18 protein-coding genes and 2 pseudogenes are annotated in these 20,698 nt (G+C 40.0%); 3 read left to right on the forward strand and 17 right to left on the reverse strand.

The genetic code is table 11. From position 1 onward, the window contains the following. Positions 1 to 4 precede the first annotated feature (4 nt). The 14 genes and pseudogenes from hydG to D0T60_RS15245 form a co-directional block, all read right to left on the reverse strand. Positions 5 to 1,318: pseudogene (gene hydG / locus D0T60_RS15180) on the reverse strand ([FeFe] hydrogenase H-cluster radical SAM maturase HydG); the annotation flags it as partial. A gap of 14 nt (positions 1,319 to 1,332) precedes the next feature. Continuing rightward, complete coding sequence (gene hydE, locus D0T60_RS15185; RefSeq protein WP_163218983.1) at positions 1,333 to 2,370, reverse strand: [FeFe] hydrogenase H-cluster radical SAM maturase HydE; 1,038 nt, start codon at positions 2,368 to 2,370, stop codon at positions 1,333 to 1,335. A gap of 696 nt (positions 2,371 to 3,066) precedes the next feature. After that, positions 3,067 to 3,696, reverse strand: a complete 630-nt coding sequence (locus D0T60_RS15190) for a hypothetical protein (RefSeq protein WP_163218984.1) — start codon at positions 3,694 to 3,696, stop codon at positions 3,067 to 3,069. After that, complete coding sequence (locus D0T60_RS15195) at positions 3,683 to 4,972, reverse strand: AAA family ATPase (RefSeq protein ID WP_163218985.1); 1,290 nt, start codon at positions 4,970 to 4,972, stop codon at positions 3,683 to 3,685. Before D0T60_RS15195 ends, D0T60_RS15190 begins: the two co-directional genes overlap by 14 nt. Positions 4,973 to 5,194: 222 nt before the next feature. Then, positions 5,195 to 6,940, reverse strand: a complete 1,746-nt coding sequence (locus D0T60_RS15200) for a phospho-sugar mutase (protein WP_163218986.1) — start codon at positions 6,938 to 6,940, stop codon at positions 5,195 to 5,197. Between the two features lie 110 nt (positions 6,941 to 7,050). After that, positions 7,051 to 7,728: a GDSL-type esterase/lipase family protein gene (locus D0T60_RS15205; protein ID WP_163218987.1), complete on the reverse strand. Its 678-nt coding sequence runs from the start codon at positions 7,726 to 7,728 to the stop codon at positions 7,051 to 7,053. Positions 7,729 to 7,764: 36 nt separating this feature from the next. Further along, positions 7,765 to 9,399, reverse strand: coding sequence for a C69 family dipeptidase (locus tag D0T60_RS15210; protein ID WP_163218988.1), 1,635 nt, complete (start codon positions 9,397 to 9,399; stop codon positions 7,765 to 7,767). Positions 9,400 to 9,434: 35 nt separating this feature from the next. Continuing rightward, positions 9,435 to 11,084, reverse strand: coding sequence for a M23 family metallopeptidase (locus D0T60_RS15215; RefSeq protein ID WP_163218989.1), 1,650 nt, complete (start codon positions 11,082 to 11,084; stop codon positions 9,435 to 9,437). A gap of 117 nt (positions 11,085 to 11,201) precedes the next feature. Then, positions 11,202 to 11,834, reverse strand: coding sequence for a DUF4858 domain-containing protein (locus tag D0T60_RS15220; protein WP_163218990.1), 633 nt, complete (start codon positions 11,832 to 11,834; stop codon positions 11,202 to 11,204). Between the two features lie 13 nt (positions 11,835 to 11,847). Continuing rightward, positions 11,848 to 12,375, reverse strand: coding sequence for a DUF4943 family protein (locus tag D0T60_RS15225; protein WP_163218991.1), 528 nt, complete (start codon positions 12,373 to 12,375; stop codon positions 11,848 to 11,850). A 33-nt stretch (positions 12,376 to 12,408) separates the two neighbouring features. Beyond that, on the reverse strand, positions 12,409 to 13,467 hold the full coding sequence (locus D0T60_RS15230) for a porin family protein (RefSeq protein WP_163218992.1): 1,059 nt from the start codon (positions 13,465 to 13,467) through the stop codon (positions 12,409 to 12,411). Further along, positions 13,451 to 14,002 carry an RNA polymerase sigma factor gene (locus tag D0T60_RS15235; protein ID WP_163219000.1) on the reverse strand — a complete coding sequence of 184 codons (552 nt, stop codon included), beginning with the start codon at positions 14,000 to 14,002 and terminating at the stop codon, positions 13,451 to 13,453. Before D0T60_RS15235 ends, D0T60_RS15230 begins: the two co-directional genes overlap by 17 nt. Before the next feature lie 165 nt (positions 14,003 to 14,167). Next, on the reverse strand, positions 14,168 to 15,007 hold the full coding sequence (nadC, locus tag D0T60_RS15240) for a carboxylating nicotinate-nucleotide diphosphorylase (RefSeq protein WP_163218993.1): 840 nt from the start codon (positions 15,005 to 15,007) through the stop codon (positions 14,168 to 14,170). Next, positions 15,000 to 15,392: a DUF4783 domain-containing protein gene (locus D0T60_RS15245; protein ID WP_163218994.1), complete on the reverse strand. Its 393-nt coding sequence runs from the start codon at positions 15,390 to 15,392 to the stop codon at positions 15,000 to 15,002. Before D0T60_RS15245 ends, nadC begins: the two co-directional genes overlap by 8 nt. Positions 15,393 to 15,543: 151 nt before the next feature. On the opposite strand from D0T60_RS15245, the gene rlmH reads away from it, so the two are divergent. Then, positions 15,544 to 16,017 carry a 23S rRNA (pseudouridine(1915)-N(3))-methyltransferase RlmH gene (gene rlmH / locus D0T60_RS15250; protein WP_163218995.1) on the forward strand — a complete coding sequence of 158 codons (474 nt, stop codon included), beginning with the start codon at positions 15,544 to 15,546 and terminating at the stop codon, positions 16,015 to 16,017. Positions 16,018 to 16,023: 6 nt separating this feature from the next. On the opposite strand, the gene dnaB is transcribed toward rlmH, so the two are convergent. Both dnaB and D0T60_RS15260 read right to left on the reverse strand, forming a co-directional pair. Then, a complete protein-coding gene (gene dnaB / locus D0T60_RS15255) occupies positions 16,024 to 17,388 on the reverse strand; it encodes a replicative DNA helicase (protein ID WP_163218996.1) in 1,365 nt (454 codons plus the stop codon). A 178-nt stretch (positions 17,389 to 17,566) separates the two neighbouring features. After that, positions 17,567 to 18,253, reverse strand: coding sequence for a hypothetical protein (locus D0T60_RS15260; RefSeq protein ID WP_163218997.1), 687 nt, complete (start codon positions 18,251 to 18,253; stop codon positions 17,567 to 17,569). A 417-nt stretch (positions 18,254 to 18,670) separates the two neighbouring features. On the opposite strand from D0T60_RS15260, the gene D0T60_RS15265 reads away from it, so the two are divergent. Next, positions 18,671 to 19,681 (forward strand): site-specific integrase, encoded by a 1,011-nt coding sequence (locus D0T60_RS15265; RefSeq protein WP_163218998.1) that lies wholly within the window; start codon positions 18,671 to 18,673, stop codon positions 19,679 to 19,681. Positions 19,682 to 20,026: 345 nt separating this feature from the next. On the opposite strand, the gene D0T60_RS15270 is transcribed toward D0T60_RS15265, so the two are convergent. Then, positions 20,027 to 20,254 (reverse strand): DUF4248 domain-containing protein, encoded by a 228-nt coding sequence (locus tag D0T60_RS15270; RefSeq protein WP_203558278.1) that lies wholly within the window; start codon positions 20,252 to 20,254, stop codon positions 20,027 to 20,029. Between the two features lie 250 nt (positions 20,255 to 20,504). On the opposite strand from D0T60_RS15270, the pseudogene D0T60_RS15275 reads away from it, so the two are divergent. Beyond that, positions 20,505 to 20,698 (forward strand): annotated as a pseudogene (locus D0T60_RS15275) (DNA-binding protein); the annotation flags it as partial.

Consider the following 20,698-nt stretch of genomic DNA (forward strand, 5'->3'; position numbering starts at 1 on the left):
CGTCTATTAGTTTCTCTCCCTTTATTCGCGTCTCGTCCGAGGCATAATCTTTCAGATATTCCTTTAGCGTGATTAATGCATTGGCCGTGCAGTTTTTGGCTATTAAGCCATTCTTTACCATAGACATAAAACGTCCTCCTGTGCGTCCGGAGCTATAGCAAGCTGTACAAAAGCTGGGTATATATCCTAAATCGAGCAACCAGTTTACAATTTCATCTAAACTTCGCTGATCGCTGATGTCAAATTGAGCCGTTTCATTTGCCTGATGTTCTTCTTCGTAACCACCCACACTGGTATGCGAGCCTCCACTAATTTGAGAGATTCCTAATGCAAGTGCTTTCTCGCGCATCGTTTGCGATTCTCTGGTCGAGACAATCATTCCGGTATAAGGAACTGCTATTCGAATAACTGCAACTATTTTCTGAAAGATGTCATCCGGAATGCCATACTCAAAAAGGGTGGTATCAATCGTATCTGCCGGACAAATGCGGGGTACACTAATGGTATGAGGACCTACTCCCCACACGGCTTCAAGATGTTCTGCATGCATTAGCAACCCAACAAAATCATACTGATAATCGCTAAGACCAAACAATACACCAAGACCTACATCGTCAATTCCTCCTTCCATGGCACGATCCATAGCTTCTGTATGGTAGGCATAATTACTTTTGGGTCCATGAGGATGCAATCTCTCATAGTTCTCTTTCTGATAGGTTTCCTGAAAAAGAATATAAGTGCCTATCTCGGCTTCTTTCAATTTCTGATAGTTCTCAACAGTAGTAGCGGCTATATTTACATTTACCCTGCGTATGGCTCCGTTTTTATGCTTAATACTATAGATTGTTTTTATGCTTTCCAGTATATATTCGATAGGGGTTTGAGGATGCTCCCCCGATTCAATAGCCAAGCGTTTATGCCCCATATCTTGCAAAGCAATAACCTCTCTGGCTATCTCCTCTTGCGTTAGTTTAATGCGAGGCATTGTTTTGTTTTTGGCATGATACGGGCAATACAAGCAACTATTTACACAATAGTTTGATAGATATAAAGGAGCAAACATTACAATTCTATTTCCATAGAGTTTCTCTTTAATCCGGCGTGCCAGGTCGAACATCTGTTCGTTCAAATCGGCTATATTACATTCAAGTAATACAGCAGCTTCGCGATGAGATAATCCCTGGCAATCAGCAGCTTTTTTCAACAAGCTCTCAATAAGCGTACGGTTGGTAGCGTTGGATTTAGCATATTCTATAGAGTCAATAATTTCATCATTAGCAATAAATTCTTCCGCTATCTTAGAATGGGCATTATACATGGTTATATATAGATTTAAGGTTCATAATCTCCCCGGTTTTCTGAAAAGAAATATCCGATGGAGTCGATTCGTTTTTTTAAGTTCTCAATTTGTTCTTTCGTTGTTTGATGAACTGCTTCCTTATTATCGTAAATAGAATATTTCGTTTTATACTCTATAGGAAGCAGATTAGGCATAATTACATTCGCACCTGCCAGGATTCCTTTTTCGTACCCATCATCGGCCTGTGTGGCAAGGGCTGTTGTAGCAGGAATCAGTGCCTTGGGAAACATCAACCGTACAATGGATATAAGCATCAAAGTAAGTAGTACACTTCCGGGAGCTTCGGAGGCAAAAGGTGTATCACGTTGAGGGATATAAGGCCCCATACCAATCATTTGCGGATTTAATTCTTCCAGGAAAAGGATATCATCTACAAGGTGTTCTATGGTTTGACCGGGACTCCCTATCATCATGCCGGCTCCCGTTTGGAATCCAATCTTTTTCAGGGTATGCAAGCATTCGATGCGATTATCATAAGACATTACATCCGGGTGTAAATGATTATAAAGATCCCGGTTAGCAGCTTCATGCCGTAATAAATACCGAGTGGCACCTGCCTCATAAAAGGCTTGATACGACTCCTGACTTCTCTCGCCAAGCGAAAGCGTAATGGCTGCGTAAGGAAACTCCCGGTGAATAGACTTTATCAGGTCTTCTACAATAAAGTCTTTTATGGCAAGGTCTTCTCCTCCTTGCAGTACAAATGTTCTGACTTTCAGATGATCTCCCAGCCTGCAACAATTCAGCACTTGCTCTTTCATCAGTCTGTACCGCTCTATATTGCGGTTACTTGCGCGAATACCACAATAGAAACAATTATTCCGGCAGAAGTTTGTCAGTTCTATCAGTCCTCTTAAATAAATTGCCTTGCCAAAATGGGTGATTGTAACAGAACGGGCACAATCATTGATATATGATAATAACTCCTGGTCGAAGTTCGAAAGCAGGCGTACAAGTTCTGCACGTTCCAAATGCCTTTCATAAAGCAACTGTTTTACAAGTTCTTTCATATATCATTAGATTCAATTGTATGATAAAGATAATACAATCTTATCCAAAACCTCATTTATATTCTTGAAAAATTGCAAAAAGGAAGTAAAACAGGCTTGTTTAGCCCACAAAATGGCTAATAGGGTTTCTATTTGACAAGGGAATGTTCGTTATTAGTTTATATAAGTTTGGAAAGGATTGAATTTGAACCGCAGAGTTACGCAGATTAACGCAGAGGATTAAGTTTTAGTTTTATGCAGCATTGTATTAAAAACTCTGCGTTAATCTGCGTAACTCTGCGGTTCAATATAACTCAAAAAAAGATAGATACGCGTTCATCCGCTCATTCCGTTTTTTCCGCGTACCCATTTCCCTCAAAACAAATACAAACTAATTATGAACATCTCCTTATATAAATAACGATTCCATAAGTGAGCCCCTTCTTTATGCCTACCCCCCTATTTTTATTCCTCAAGGTATACCCTTTCAATGCATTTAGTAGGCTATACAGAAACCTTATCATGGACGTGATAAAATATCATCATGAGCCTGATAAAGTTTTATCATGCTCGTGATAAGAATTTATCATAATGATGATAAAGATTGTAATTACCTACCTTATATAAAGGTAACTATATACTTTAGGGAATAGAAAGGGGTGACTTGAGGATTGCAATGACGCTACTATATAGGGCTCGCTAAGTGGTTCTATTTATTCAGAGAACCTTATGTAATTTTTTACGCAAATACCAGATTATCACCCCACAGTAAGGTTTTAAATGATGGTTTTTATCAAAAGACTCCCACTTTTGGAGTTGCATTTGGAGGACGGATTTGCTCCATTTACTTTTTTCAAGAACAGAGCGTAAACCTTCAATAGCTTGTCTTCGATTTAGTTTAAGCATGTGGTTGTTTAGGTTGAGAACTTCTTCTAATTCTTTATTCCACTGAACATTTGATGATTTTATATGCCCATCTTTTGTACTATACGAAATGCTATTTTCTAAATGTATTTCGAAAGGAGAAAATGTTATTTCCTTATTACCTTTCAACTTATCGCAATGATCGTCTCCATTTATACATCCCGGGCAACAAATTACCATATTATTATAATCCAGTTGCAGATCCGGATAATTATCCCGGCATTTGAGATGATCAATTCTACTGGTTTCGTTGCTTATTTTATCTCTTACCGGTATTCGTCGCATACAATAGGCACAAATATAGCCTTGTTCTTCCAATAGAGATTCGCGCAATGCATCATTAGCAACGTATTCAGTTACTCCTGGTGTTTCTCTGAATTGCTTCCACGCTTTTGGTTCTGTTCCTTTATTAATTTTCTTCATCTTCGACCAAGAAATTCAACATTGTTTCTGCTTTAGCTAATTCAGGTAAATTATGTCCAAATGTACTTTGTAAAGCTATTAACTTTTCTTTTGCTTGCTCAAAGTGCCCCTCATCAATATAAGAAAACAACAGATTCAATTCATTATCCACTTCTTTTACGCGGGGCGTTGTATGCAAGGCTGTTTCTATGATTGATGAAGCATCCATTCCATAAAGCTGTGTTTCTGTTACTTTATAACCGTTTTCCTTAGAATAGGAAAGCAAGTAAATTTTATTATCTTCATTAGGCTCAATTCCAGTCATTACCATAGGCGCATGGGTAGACGCAATAAATTGCAATAGCGGAAATGCTACACGCAATCCTTTAAAAACAGATGTCTGAAGACTTGTATGTAAATGAAGATCAATTTCATCAATAAGCACGCTCCCCTTAGTTTTAGTACAAGCATTTACACCATAAACACCTTGATTGAGAAGCATACAACGAAAAGCAATATCAGTTACAATGTTTATCAACCTTCTATATCCATCGGAAAGATTTTCTGTTTCAACTTCTCTTCCATCGGTAAATATATAATAAACCTTTCCTTGATTTGGTCTGATTTGTATGTCGGTAATAATGTTGCATCCTTTAGGACCAAGAGCATCTTGCAACGCCTTCCGCACTCCCTGCACTTCTATTTCTCCTTTATTACCTTCTTTAAGAACAAGCATACGCTTTATCCAATAAGGAAACAAGCCCTCACCATTGAGGCACTCATAATATCCAAAGGATGGTTTATGAAAATAGGCTTTAAATTTATCAGTCGATAATTTTCTGCTACTATGTATGTCTTCAGTAGAGAAACTTGCGAAAAGAGGTAATTCTTTTATTTGTTTTTGACTTTCATCAAACAGAGTATCTTTTAGTTCTTTCCCATACTTCTTTATACTTTCCAACGTACGAGTTCCTGTACGTGTAGATTGTCTCCCTTTTTCAGATTCCAATCGCATAGAAGCCTGATAATTCAGCAAATTAAATTTAAGCTCAATTGGCTTGTAATTTACTAATCCACTATCAGAAGTTAATTGAGTAAAGTCTTTTTGCGAAAGCCCAATAAAACGGGTATTTTCGTCACTGTAACCAGTAAAGAAAGAACTTACAACAGATTTTGCAGCTTTCAGGATAGTGGTTTTCCCACTGGCATTATCTCCTACAAGTAAATTAATGTTGGGCGCGAAATAAATCTTCAGGTCTGTAAAACACCTGTAATTTATTAATTGAAGTTCTTCCATGAATACAAAATTGTATTAATAAATTCTTTTTCTTTAGACAAAGATAAGATAAAGGATGGGTATTTTTATATATAAATAGGAATTTGTTGCTTTACAGCCTTGTATTTACCGGATTTCTAAACTCTCAAATATCCCCCAAAAGAAAAAATAAAGGATCTGTTACATAACGATAAATGGTTATGTTACAGATCCTTCATTACATTCAGGATGATTAAGTAGTCTTTACACCCCCAGCGACTTCATCACCGCCTTAATCTTTTCTTCTGCAGCAGCATTTGCTCCATCGAAACAGTTGCGGCAGCCCATTTCTCCTTGCACTTCAATGTAGAACTTGATTTTGGGTTCTGTTCCGGAGGGGCGGATGGATACTTTCGAACCATCTTCCGTAAAGTATTGAAGTACATTCGATTTGTCGGGCATATCAATATCGGTTACCCGTCCGGCTAAATCGGTTTGTTTCAATGTTTGGAAGTCTTTCCAGAGGATGATCTTAGAGCCGGCCATTTCAATGGGTGGATTGGCACGGAAGTCAACCATCATTTGTTTAATTTCATCTGCTCCACTCTTGCCCGGTTTTACTACGCTGATGCCTTTTTCTTTAGAGAAGCCATATTCTACGTAGATATCTTTTAGCAATTCATACAATGATTTTCCGTTATCTTTTGCCCAAGCTGCAATTTCAGCAATCAAACAGCAAGCAGATACGGCATCTTTGTCGCGTACAAAATCTTCGGCAAGGAAACCATAGCTTTCTTCTCCACCGCCAATGTATTTTTTCTTGCCTTCGCGTATACGGATTTCACGAGCAATCCATTTGAATCCGGTATAGCAATCCAGCATTTCGATATTATTCTTATCGGCTACCTTCTTAATAAGTTCAGTAGTTACAATAGTCTTTACGCAGAACTCATTACCTTGAATTTTACCTAAAGCTTTGTATTGAGTAAGAATGTAATATAGATACATCAAGCAGGTTTGATTTCCATTAATCAGCACCCATTCTCCTTTTTCATCTTTGCAGGCAATACCTACGCGGTCGGCATCCGGATCGCTTGCCATTACCAGTTCGGCATCTACTTCTTTGGCTTTCTCGATGGCCATAGAAAGAGCAGCAGGCTCTTCCGGATTCGGAGATTTCACAGTGGGGAAGTCACCGCTCACCACATCCTGCTCCGGTACATGTATAATATTGGTAAAGCCCCAGCTTGCTAAAGCACGTGGAACGATCTTTACCCCTGTACCATGTATAGGAGTGTAAACTATCTTTGTATCATGGTGGCGTTTAATTACCTCCGGAGCAATAGATACAGTTTTCACCGCATCAATATATTGTTGATCAATCTCTTCTCCGATGATTTGAATCAATTCGGGATTTCCTTTAAACTTAATATCAGAAGCAGAAGCAATCTTGTTAACCTCGTCGATAATACCGGTATCGTGTGGAGCCAATACTTGTGCACCATCATCCCAGTAAGCTTTGTAGCCATTGTATTCTTTGGGGTTATGAGAGGCAGTCAGGATAATACCACTCTGGCATCCTAAATGACGAATGGCATAAGATACTTCCGGTGTTGGACGAAGATCGTCGAACAAATAAACTTTGATTCCGTTTGCTGAGAATATATCGGCAGATATTTCGGCAAACTTACGGCTATTGTTGCGGCAGTCATGCCCAATCACTACAGAGATTTGCTCTAAACCTTTAAAGTTGGCATTCAGGTAGTTAGAAAGTCCTTGAGTAGCCGCACCTACGGTATAGATATTCATTCGATTGCTTCCCACTCCCATGATTCCGCGAAGACCTCCTGTACCAAATTCCAAGTCTTTGTAGAAAGATTCGATAAGCTCGGTTTTATCATCGTTCTCTAACATTTTCTTCACTTCTGCCTGTGTTTCCTGATCGTATGCAGGAGTAAGCCATTTCTGGGCTTTTTCTGTCACCAGTGAAATTAATTCTTGATTGCTCATGACGTTATTTTATGATTAGGTTTAAAAATTATTCTAAAAGTCAGTACAAATTTATAAGAATAAGTTCATTATTCAAAAGAAAGTGTTACAAATTGTCGGAACATCGAGTGCTAATATGCAATTACTTTTCGAACAACCTCATTGGCTATTTTCTCCATTACATTATAACCTTCTTTGTTCGGATGAACCGTATCTCTGCCATATTCTTTAATCAAGCCTCCATTCTCATCTCTCATAGGGGTATTATAATCAATGTAGGCAAAGCCTTTCTCTTCGGAGTATGCTTTTATTTTCGCATTTAAAGCATCTACCTTTTGGGGCACATCTGTTACATCTTTTCTCCAGCCAAATTCAATGGCTGGCAACACAGATGATAAGATTACTTTAATTCCGTTGTAATCGGCTAATTCCGCCATCGACTGAATGCAATCTAAGGTGTACTGCATGTTATACTCTCCGGTATTTTCAGCAATATCATTTATACCTATATTGATAACAACAGCCTTAGGGTGCAGGTTGAGCACATCCTGACGGAACCTCAATAATAGTTGAGGGCTGGTTTGTCCGCCAATTCCTCTGCCAATGTAGTTATTGGCAGCAAAGAAATCGGGGTTTACCCTCACCCAACCCTCGGTTATGGAGTTTCCTATAAAGACTACCTTTTTATGTTCTTTGGCATTATCGGCAGCATACCTCTTATAATTAGCCGCATGGGTTAAATTCAGGTTTTGCCCGAAAATGCCTAATGAGAAAAAAGAAAATGTAAATAGCAAGAGTAGTGATTTCATACTATAAAAATTTGATTAGTTGTATTTGTTTGGATGTTACTTTTGTTTGTATCTGTCTCCTGTTTGCTTTACATACTCTTCCAGGAACTCTTTAGGATATCCTGTACGCACAACAGTAGATGGTTGCCCAATGGCATTACGTTCAAATTGTCCGTTCTTCACTCTTCTCACAACACCATCGTTGTACTTCACCACCAGGAATTCTCCTAACTTCTTCCAGGTTTCGAAGGTGTTTTGAGCAGCCATATTGGAATAATTGGTAAGGAAAGCTTTAGCTTCGTCAGGATTAGAAGCATATATCTTAGCGGCTGTTTCTTCAACCGACTCTTGCATAGCCAGATAAGAATTTTCCAACTCATTTTGTGTAGCACGTACATCATCAATCATTAAATTGTAGCGAGGATACACCATATTGGCCACCCAGTTAAAGATCCAGAATGCATTACCCCATGAAAATGTCAAGGCATTGGCAGTGGTTGCCCCAAAGCTTTTCGGAACTTTATTTGTACAACAATAAATGGGCGTATAAGCGCTGGTGTTGGCATCATCCAGTGTAAACCACAGCACTCCACCAATAGGGTGCACTTTGGTAGCACGCATCTGAGCAACAAAAACGAAAGCTGCCTGTTGGGTTGAAATCGGACGTTCGTTAAAATAGTCTTCTCCATTCACCTTAAAGAACAAAGGGCTTAAGCGATAAGGAGTTTTATAAGGACCTGCTCCCATATCGTTGGTGATATCCAGTGGAGTTCCTTCGTAATGATCGCGCATGGCATTCTGCACATCTTTCACCGATATTTTTTTATTTGCCTTCAGGTAAAGTGGCATTGGTTTATCAGTCTCGCCCATGATATAAGGAAGGAATTCCTGTCCTCTATCTGTGAACATATTAAAGTAGCTCCATACACGTGCTTCGCAAAAACGACGACCGCCAAAGTCTAACGGATTGTAGGCATCTGCAAAACTGAAATCTTTATTCACGCCATTAAAGTAACCTTTCTCGCGTGCAAAAGAAATAACATCCGAAGAATACAAACAATTGTTTTTATCATTCATATCAAAAGTACGAATACGTGCCTGATTGGCATGTGCCGAGATACAATCATCCGGAACACGTACAGCTACCCATACGGCTCCACGAATGCCGGGACCTTTCCCTATCATTTCCAGAATCCATATTTCATTCGGATCGGCAATAGTAAACGATTCTCCTCCACTGTAATAGCCATACTTCTGCACGAGGCTTGTCATTACTTCAATAGCTTCGCGGGCTTTAGTCGAACGTTGCAATGTAATATAAATCAGGCTTCCATAATCAATGATGCCTAATGTATCTGTCAGTTCCGGACGTCCTCCGAAGGTAGTTTCTGCTATTGTTAACTGGTGTTCATTGATATTACCAATTACATTATAAGTTTGACGGGCTTCTTCGATCTGTCCCAGATACTTACCCGTATCCCACTCATAAATATCTCTCATAGTACCTTTGGGGTGAATAGCTGCCGGATAATGGTAAAGCTCCCCAAATAAACCATAAGAGTCTGCCGAATACGAAACAATAGTAGAACCATCGGCAGATGCGTTTTTTCCAACAATAAGGTTAGTACAGGCAAAACCGGACGATACGGCTGCCCATGCGACAAGAGCGCATAAAATCATTTTTTTCATCATACAATAAAACTTCTAATTCTGTTTTTATTCATCTATCACTTAAATGTATCTTTAAGTATTGTTTTATTTCCACAGTTATCTGTCACCTCTATTTCTATGTCATGAGAGATGCCCTGCCCCACCCGGGAGGTATCAATTTCATAAACGAGCTGATCATTCATTATATTAAGTCCGAATAAGGCATACGCTCCATCAATAGTACCTCTATACGATTTGATGCCTGTTTCCTCTTCTTTTATTTTATAAACAATCTTTCCGTTGCGATGCCAGTTTTGCGGATTAACCGGAATTATTTCGGGGGCAATGGTATCGACAGCCGCAGTGTAAGTTCCCAACTCACGGACACGTGCTTTAACAAATCCTCCTTCATACTCTCCGCCTACACTAATGAGCTTACCTTTCTCATTGATACGAGCTATATAATACTTCGTGCTATCAGCCACGGGCATATAAAGCAAGCCGATTTGCAAATCACAATAGCTGTGCAGAGGTACTTTTTTATCATGTAGTTGGTAGGTATAAGATATAGCAGCGGAATCTGCCTTATGAACACTGTAATTCAGTGCTACATCATTATATAATAAACCTTGAGGGATTAACAAATCAAGTCCCGGTTCTTGCAGGTAGTTTACCTTGTTCCATGTAAAGCAATATTTCTCTCTTTGAGTAACAGGGGGAATCTGTTGTTTTTTTCCTCTCACCACAAATCGGTAGCGAGAAGTATTACCATACACATCTTTAAGTGTATATTGAAACAGATAATCTTGTTCCATATCAATGGTTATGATACCTCTGTTATCATTGAAGGCTTCTAACATCCGTAACGTATTTCCCGGTTCAATGAACGATTTCATGTAATTATTCTCTGCCCAGGAATTAATCATCCGATTCTCGTAAGAAGAAAACCTGTCTACCGTGCTGCGGAACACATCTTTTCCGTCTACCGACAGAATTACGGTATGCACTCCATAACGGTTACTCACTATGTCCATGTAATCATACGCTTTGATGGCAGAGCCGATCTCTCCCCAGGCTTCTATCACACGGCTGTCTGTATGCTGAAAGCTATAAGGATCGGCCATTTTGTTTATGACTCCTTTCCCGGGTTGGGGGAAAAGCATGAATCCTTGTGCCACAGGAGCACGTGTATCTTTAATCTTGGTTTTAAAAAAAGGAAGGGGGTCGATATAATCTCCGGTTGCAGTTTCAAGCATATCGAGGTGCAAGTGAGGTCCGAAGGAATATCCGGTATTTCCGCTCCAGGCTATTTGTTGTCCAGCGCTGACACGGTATTCATTTACCTCGGGAATGATTTCCACCTCCCAGCTTTCTGTTTCGTATTGCAAATCCTCCACACGCTGAGCGATGGGCGGCATAAATCCGGATAAATGGCGGTTAATGGTGCTGTATCCGTTATCGTAAACCACATCAAGCACATAACCCGACCCATGCGTCACTCTTATACGAGAGATATAACCATCGGACAAAGCCCGAACTTTTTTGCCGGACACTCCCTGTGTTTTAAAATCGAGCCCGCCATGAAAGTGATTGGCACGCAGTTCGCCAAAGTTCCCACTTAAAGTGAGGGAAAAATCAAAAGGGGGAGAAAATGTTGCATTTTGCTCATCTTGTGCTTTTACCTGCATCGTGATAAGTAAAAAACAAGCAAGTATATATTGTTTCATTTTTTTCAAGTTAGCAATCGAGATACTTGCAAATGTACATTATTATCCCTACATAATAAAAGTTCAAGGTGTTTTTTAGTTTTTAATTACTTAAAAAATGCTTATTCCGGAAAAGTTCTAATACCCGTTCGTTATTATTCGGATAGGCTGATTGATATGCACAGTGGTAGAATCTCCATACAAACTCAGCACTTCCAACGTACGGGCACGACGCTTTTCGATGGACTTATCCCAGAATTTGCGAGTAAACACGGCATTAAAATCAAGTCCCCCTACCCCACAACCACTTAGATGAGTATATACTTCTTTAGATCCTACTGCCATAAGATTTTGCCGCGCGCCTATCGTTTCTTTCTGTTTGAAAACACGAACATCATCCGGATAAGTAGTAGTAGCGCGCCAAGTGTTGGCACGTACCTTAAATTTCACCTTGCGTATGGGGTCATAGTTAAAAGGAGTGGTGGCTGTATACGGCTTTAATGTCAGTATAAGTTTTTGCTTTTCCGGCTTCGCGTCGGGCAGCTGTCCATCCCAGTTTAATCCGGGTTTATCATCAACTATTTCCGGTTTGCCGACAAATGATCCGAAATCAATCATCTTTACGGCATGCTTATTAATCTTTATCTCACCATCGCCATGAAGCAGTTGTTGCAGCTTCAACGAGTCGGCAGGTGTCCACTGAGGTTGCTGAGCATGAGTTACAAGTACCAAAGTACCTGTAAAAAAGAAAAGGTGTAGGCGTTTATTCATTTAATCTTTCAATTTACCACCAGCGATAGTTGCTTCCGGAAAGAGGGTCGAAGGTCCAAAGATCTACCGACCATATTGGATTTGGATTTTCTACCACCTCCCACCATCGACGGTAGAGAGCCGCTACTTCCAAAACCTCTTCATTGGTAAGAAAATACATTCCATCATAATTATCCGCATCCTTTGTCACAAGTTTGCATCCCATGGAAGGTGAATATCCTAAACGAATACTTTCAATAATCCAAAGCATGCACTCGCCTAAACGGGGCTTTCCTCCAAATTCCGAAGAAATAGCAGCCAATGGAAACGAAGGAATTTCGGAGGTATCTTCCACATACTTCAGCAGTTGCGGGATATGTTGCTGAGTAAATTTCGGCACTTCCACCACTCCATTCTCGTTGGTTGTATTGTAGTTTCCGGATTTCAGTTGTTTGACAAAGAGTTTAACCTCCGGCTTATGATAATCTAATGTATCTTCACTGCAACTTATCGCTACAAAACATAATAAGAAAACACATATTACATAACATATTTTTTTCATAATATCAGTATTCAACAGTTTTCTAATTAGAAATCAATAAGTCATTCGTACTCCGCAGAGTAGATTCATGTTGAGAGGTTTCTCTTTTCGAAGAGTAGGTACCGAACTTCCGTTATCAAAATGATAAGAAATTCCCGGCTCCGCATAAAGTGATAAGCGATCGTTCAGTTTACATTGCAGCCCAAGCCCGGCAGAAAGCGATGCCTGGAAAGCATCTGTTGGGCCTGATATACATTTTTCAATCATACCGCCTCCGGAGGCGTAGAGTTTAATCCGCTTTGTATCATGCAAAGTTATATTTGCCTTCAGGGGGATTCCGATATAATGGAGTTTTTGCGTGTCTTTCATATCGCCCACAGTGATATCCGAATTCAGCTGTGTATAAGTAAGCCCACTCTCTAACGCAATGACCGGAGAAAGTTCTTTTTGTATATTGATACCTATTGAAAGCGGCATTTTATGGCTAATATTGTTCTCTTTGGCACTTAACCCGGTAGAAGCTGCCACGCCAACAGCCCATGTTCTTTTTTTAGCTACCTGTATGTTTTCATCTACTACCATTTCTTTTTCTTTATCGGCAATAGATTCATCATTCTTTAATTCGCGGTCATAATTTGTTCGACTATTACTTACTATATCATCCTGAACATTCTCCGAAGAAGTAGAGAAAGAAAAGGACATGGAGAAAGAAAAAGAAATGGTTTCTTCCTCCTCTTCTTCCTTATAAAGGGTTAAAGCGGAAGAGTTAGAAGCTGGCTTTGGCGTAAATGTGGCTTCTGCTATAGGAGGTATCTCTATCTTCACGCCATCAGTTCCCAAAGTTGCCTGAGGAGTAGGAAGGGTAACTTGCGTAAATGCATCTGCTATTTCTTCTTTAGGAGAAAGATACCAAAAAGCCGCCGAAGAAACAGCCAAAATAAGAAGTACAGATGCCGCTGCGGTGAAACGATGCAACATTAGTCTGCGACGATGATGCATAATCACCGGAATTTCTTTTTCCAAAGAATCCCAAAGGGCATCTTCTACAGGTAGTTCTGCATATTCTAAACGCGAACGGAATAAGTCAATAATTTCATCATTTTCCTTCTTCATGATTCATATATTCTTTAATTCTTTTTGCCAATAAACACTTTGCCCGATGTAGTTGCGAAGTAGAAGAGTGTTCTTTGATGCCGATTAACTCTCCGATTTCTTTGTGCGACCTGTTTTCAAACACATATAAGTTGAAAACCGTACGACAACCGGCCGGAAGCTCTGCCACAAAAGCCAACAATTGCTCTTCGGTGATTTTACGGTATTCGCCCGCATCGGATAAATCCGGAACGTCGGGCCATTGTTCATCGCTTACCAAAAGCTGATCCATCCGCTTTTGTTTCCGAAGATAATCCAGTGATTGAGTCACCATCACCCGGGTAATCCATGTGTCCAGCGAGGACTCTCCACGAAACGAAAACTTGGTAAAGATCTTGATGAACCCGTCATGCAACACATCATGAGCAGCATCCATATCGCCGATATAACGGTAACATACCGCCAGCATTTGTTTGGAATAGAGGGTATAGAGTTTCTTTCGGGCAGAATTATTTCCCTCCCGGCAGCCTCTAATTAATTCTATCTCATTTTCCAACTGAAATGCTATTTTATTCGAACGTATGTTTGCTTCGTTCATTCATTAGACGCAGCTTTTAAGGGAATGCTGCAATGGGAGTAGTTAAAGAATATTAAACGAGGGGATAGGAGTTAGGAGCTACCATATTCTATCTACTAACTCCTAACTACTGACTTCTACCTACTAAACCGCCTTAAAACTCATATCAAGTCCTTTTACGGAATGAGTCAATGCGCCTACCGAGATAAAATCAACGCCGGTTTTAGCATATTCTCTCAAGGTATCAAAGGTGATGCCTCCTGAGGATTCGGTTTCGTAGCGTCCGCCAATCAGGTCGACTGCTTTTTGGGTATCGGCAGGGGTAAAGTTATCCAGCATAATGCGGTCTACTCCGCCAATGGCAAGAACTTGGTTCAGTTCATCGAAGTTACGAACCTCTATTTCTATTTTAAGATCTTTTCCTTTCTCTTTCAGATACTCTTTGGCACGATGGATGGCTTTGTCTATTCCTCCGGCAAAATCCACATGATTATCTTTCAGCAGAATCATATCGAACAGACCGATGCGATGGTTTACTCCTCCTCCTATTTTCACGGCTGCTTTTTCGAGCATACGCATCCCCGGGGTTGTTTTGCGGGTATCCAGTACACGGGTCTTAGTACCTTCCAGTTGCTTCACATAGTTGCGGGTCATGGTAGCAATACCACTCATGCGCTGCATTACGTTGAGCATTAAGCGTTCTGTTTGGAGCAACGATTGCACTTTCCCTTCCACCAGCATGGCTACATCACCCGGTTTTACTTCGGTGCCATCATTTATAAATACTTCAACTTTCATTTCAGGGTCGAAGCGATGAAAGATTTCTTTAGCTATCTCTACCCCGGCCAATACACCTGCCTCTTTAATCAGCAGTTTCGATTTTCCCATAGCATCGGCAGGGATACAAGATAATGTGGTATGATCGCCATCACCTATATCTTCAGCAAAAGCCAGATCTATGAGTCTGTCTATTAGTTCATTCATTTGTTTTATCAATTCTTATTTGATGTATTAAAGTTCCTTGAGGGAGCTTCTTAAAGAAGCAGTTCACCCGGTAGTTTCCATTGGCAGTATTCAGTGTACCGATGATAAAGCTCGACTCATCGCGCTTTCCCTGATGGTTTATACTAAAATTGCTTACTTTGTTTTGTTCAAAAAAAGTAGCCAATGTTGCTGTTGCCGTTTTCTTGTCTGCGTTTTGTTTGCGATTTTGGATTACTAAATCGACCTTATCATTTAAAAAGCGGCTCAGTTCCGTGGAACTTCCTTTTCTAAAGGCTGTAATCAGCTCTACAGGTATCTCTTGCGCAAATGCCATACATGTAGAAAGCAAAATACCTGACAGCCACAATAATGTTTTTTTTCTCATAACCACAAGTTATATATGCAAAGTTAACTATTATTTTCTTTTAATAAACAAGGGTTTCCCCTAAATATGACGGAAACACTCCGGCAACAGTTACACTTCGATAGAAAAAAAGATGTATTTTTGCAACAATTACTCACTTAAACAACCCCGAATGAAAACCACTTTACTGGTAGTAGGCCGAACCGTAGAGAAGCATTATATAACTGCCATCGACGATTATACACAGCGTACCAAGCATTTTATTTCTTTCGATATGGAAGTTATTCCGGAACTTAAAAACACCAAAAACCTTTCGCCGGAACAACAAAAAGAGAAAGAAGGAGAATTAATTTGTAACGCCTTCCGTCCCGGAGATGTTATTGTACTGCTCGACGAACATGGAAAAGAGTTTCGTTCCGTTGAATTTGCCGGATGGATGGAAAAAAAACTAGCCAACGTAAATAAACGCTTAGTCTTTGTAATTGGAGGACCTTACGGATTCTCGCAAAAAGTATATCAGGAGGCCCACGAAAAGATATCGCTTTCTAAAATGACATTCTCCCACCAAATGATCAGGCTTATCTTTGTTGAACAGTTGTACAGGGCGATGACTATCCTGAACGGAGGGCCTTATCATCATGAATAAGCCATCTCACCCCTCAAACACATTCATCCCCTTATTATGTGTAAACTTCACCCTTCCCGTTTCTCCATTCCGGTGCTTAGCCACAATTACATAGCCCACCCCCTCGGTAGATTTGCCATTTTTATCTTGCTTAAACCCTGCCAATAGCGGGCGATAAAGCAATAACACCACATCGGCATCCTGCTCAATAGCACCACTCTCACGTAAATGCTCCAAAGCAGGAATCTTGCCAGGTTGATTCTCCGGTTCACGATTTAACTGGCATAAAAGTAACACCGGAATATTCAACTCCTTTGCCAATAACTTAGCCTGACGGGTAGTTTGCGCCACCACCTGCTCGCGGTTCATACGCGAAGAAGCCGAACGGGTATCCAACAACTGGAGATAATCCAGAATAATCATATCGCACTGCTTTTTCTTACAAAGCATACGGGCACCTGCCCGGATATGATCTATACTCATGGAGGGAGAATCGTCTACCAAAATAGAGAGTTTCTTTAACGTAGCAATCGCCTTTCGCGCCTTTTTCAACTCTTCTTTGGTTAGCTGACCGCTCCGCCACTTGGAAGGGTCAATATCCGCCTGCCCGGTAATCATACGGTCCGCCAAGCGTTCTCCCTGCATTTCAATACTATAAACTACAACCTTATGCCCGGCACGTGAAGCAGAAAGAGCTATATGCAAACCCATAGCCGTTTTACCCACCGAAGGACGGGCAGCAAGCACCACCAGATCGCCCCGCTGAAAGCCGGAAGTCATTTTATCTAACGTAGAAAGCCCGGTGGGGATACCCGTCAGTCCGTTGCGGCTCTCCTTCATGCGTTGCTTGCGTTGAGCGTCAGCATCCTGCAAAAGCGTAGCAAAGTCACGGCGGTTCTGTTTCCAGACATAAGTTCCCTCTACTCCGTCCAACATACGGTGGGTTTCCATCAGGGTATCCTGGATATCCAGAGTTTCGTCCGCAGCATGAATATGAAGCAGTTGTCCGCCAATCATCAGGCTACGACGCATATATTTTTCACGAAGAATATGCACATGCGTTTCCAAGTGGGCACTACTGGCCACCTGTCCGGAAAGCCGGGAGATGTAGTAAGCACCGCCTACCTCTTCGAGCGTACCGCGAGAGCGGAGCTCTTCAACCACGGTTATTATATCAATAGGAGCAGCACGGGAGTACATATCTTCCAATGCTTCATAAATAAGTTGGTGCTCTGCCTTATAGAATACTTCTTTATGAAGCATGCTGTCTATACGGCTCATGGCATGGGTTTCAATGAGCAAAGCGCCTAAAACCACTTCTTCCAATTCCACAGAGAAAGGGTTCAAAAGAAGGGAAAGGTCGGTGGGTGGGGATGGGGTTAGTTTTTTCATTGTTTGTCCGTTTTGAGTTAATTCACCACAGATTCACACAGATTTTCACAGATTATTAATTAAAAGTTCTGTCTTCTTTGCTTTTGTTTATAGTGAAATGATTTAATCTGTGGAAATCTGCGTGAATCTGTGGTGAAAAGTTTTCCTTTTCGAATCATATATATCAAGCTCCATCAAATCAACTAAAATCCAATAAATCTTCGCCAAACTCTTCCTCATACTCATTCAGAAAGCATTTACCGGAAATATACCCTGAAGCCTGGCGGCAGAAACGCGTATTCCTCAGATGCCCATAATAAACAGAGGCGCGCCCTATGGCAAGAGAGCGTTCTTCGGGAGTAAGCCTCACCCACCCTTTTCGTGCTTCATATTTATTGACTTTATCCATGCGGGTTACAGAATGGTAATGCTCCCAGAATTCCTCAAAAAGACGATCAACCTCTTCGGGAGTTTGAGAATTATCCGGCTTATCTTTCTTCAAAGCCCTACCCGTCCAGCAATCATACTCTATAACGCGAAGACGCGTAACACGATGGCACCCCTCTTCCGACAATCGTTCAATATAACCTTTGGCTATCAGTTTCTTTATTAAGGTACGAACATGACCCTTGCTGCAATTCATACACCGCGCCCACTCTTCAAGGCTACGGTAAGATTCGCCGCGAGCACAGATAAACTCCCGATTACCCACCCGATACGGACAATCCTTGTAGTTAACGCCCAACAACAGATGGGCAAAAAACAGCGCTTCCTCCGAAGAAGAAGTACAAGGGACACTGCGCAACAGCAACCTGACAAATTCGCGGGGAAGGAATATATAACCCTGACTAAAAGCACTCTCTAATAATTTTCCGCTTGATTTCATTTTCTTATTTATTTTTTGTTTCTGTATTGATTGATGGTGCACAAACTGCACACATCTTAAAAGTATTTTATATACTGTTTTTCAGCACTTTACAAGAAATTAATAAATGGTTTTCGCACAACTGCCGACACCTATAAAAAAAATAAAAGATTAAAAAACTATTTATTGAGTAACATTTCCCAAAAAGAATAGATATCTTTCCAACATTGCAAAATCACTATTTTACCGCTATTAATCTTTTAATTCCAGCTTTGCCCGACAAATATAAGTATTATTATCAAACATTCAAATCATTCGAAAGAAATATATTGAATAATTATCACTTAGAATAAAATCAATCATAATTATTTATAAATAAACAAACTTAATTCTCATTATTTGTTATTTATTATATATCCATATAAAAACTTATACATCATGTTATTATTCAGATTTATCTCCAAAAATTCTAAAAAGCTATCTCAAAGAGGGATGGAAAGAACAGCAAGTGCTAATATGAGCGCAATGCGAAGTGCATGTTCCTTTGCCGGGCAAACAATTACCCTGGCTAAGTTTTTCACTTGCAACAACTTAATAATGTACCAGCAATACCTGCTACGGAGGGGAACTTCGAGAAACACCATTTCCTTTTATATGCGAAGATTAAGATCGCTATACAATCAGGCAGTAAAAGAAGGTGCCATCCAACGAATACCCGGATTATTCTCTGTAGTATTTACCGGATATGTACGAACCAAAAAAAGAGCGGTATCTCCGGATGTGATAAGAAAGCTAAAAGAGCTGGACTTATCTAAAAACCCGAAACTGGCTTTCTGGAGAGACATATTTATGCTTAGCTTTTACTTGCAGGGCATTTCTTTTGTAGATATGGTATACCTAAAAAAGGAAGATAAACAAGAAGGAACCATTATTTATGAGCGAAAGAAAACAGGCACACAGATATCCATACCCTTAAGCACACCGGCAAGAGCCATACTGGAAAAATACAGCCAGGAAGCCACTCTCTCTTACTTACTTCCTTTCATTATAGATAATAAAAAGAAAGAAAGAACACAGTACGAAACAGCTTTAAGAACATACAACAGAAAACTAAAAGAGCTGGCAAAAATGCTTGGAATAACCATCAACCTAACTACTTATGTAGCAAGACACACATGGGCCACCACCGCATTTCATCAGGGGGTACCCGTATCAATTATAAGTCAGGCAATGGGTCATAAGACAGAAGAGATAACAAGAATATACTTAGCTTCATTCAACATGGAAGAAATGAGCAAAGCACAACAGGCTGTTTTGAGCACCATTCTTCCCAAAGCCACAAACAGAAAGGAAAAAAGAAAAATGCAAAGAAAGGAAAACGGGAAAGAATTTGTCCGTCACTGTACGAGTGACGGACAAATCCAATGCAAACATAAAGTATTTGACTGAAATACGCAAACCGAGAGAGAGAACAGAAAACAAGAAAGATAGAATATTCTTCTTAGAATTAATTTATTTTGATTTACAAAAGAAATCGAAAAGGATATATTATGTATTATATGGAGATACATTTAAGGTAATATTATCAAACACAAAGAAGAAATTCGATAAAATCAAAACTTAACACTAATTAACACGAATGGAAAGGAAAAGAGGGATTAAAACAAGGTCGGACTTAATGAATGATTAAGTCCGACCTAAAGTCCCGTTAAGTCCGACTTAATACTTTGTTTAGTCCGAGATAAAAGGATGAGAATGAGGATGAGAATAAAATGTAAAGTGTAAGCCTGCAAATCAAGGCTCTCCCAAAGCCTCTACTATGAGTTGAACCTGCCGGGGAGTAAAATAATGGGCACGAGGGTTCATACCTGTAGCCAGAAGAGCGTCATATAAGCCATTAGCTTCGCGAATCCAGACTTTAAGCGTTTTAATAGAAGATTGGTAAGACATGCCCGGATTATAGAGGCGGGCAAGTTCTGCTTTGCCATAAGCGGCAATTTTAAAACATGATTCGGTTTCCATTTATCATCTCATTTTGATTACTATTATTACTACACAAATATAATCATTTGCAGGCTGTATTCAAAGAAAACAGAACAAATAATGCGTGAAAATATTTAGCTAAAAAACTTCGTAAAAGATTATATATCAATATACTACAATATCACTTAATGGACAACCCGGTGGTTGCATATTGTATCTTTGTATTAGTAACCGGGAGGTAGGTTACGATTAACTACAATCAATATTTATTCATCTAATTCTTTATTTTATGTCTATTGTGTATAAGAAGGCACTACGTGCCATACCGGGAAAGCCGGATGCAGAAAAGAAGTTCTATCCGGAGTTATTAAGCATGGGGAAGAACACGGATCTGGATGCCATTGCTTACGAGATCAAAGAGAAGAGTTCGTTATCCAAAGGGGATATACTAAGTGTGTTGTCCAACTTCGTAGAAGCCATGAG

The sequence above is a fragment of the Bacteroides sp. 224 genome (assembly GCF_010500995.1).
Lineage (GTDB): Bacteria > Bacteroidota > Bacteroidia > Bacteroidales > Bacteroidaceae > Bacteroides.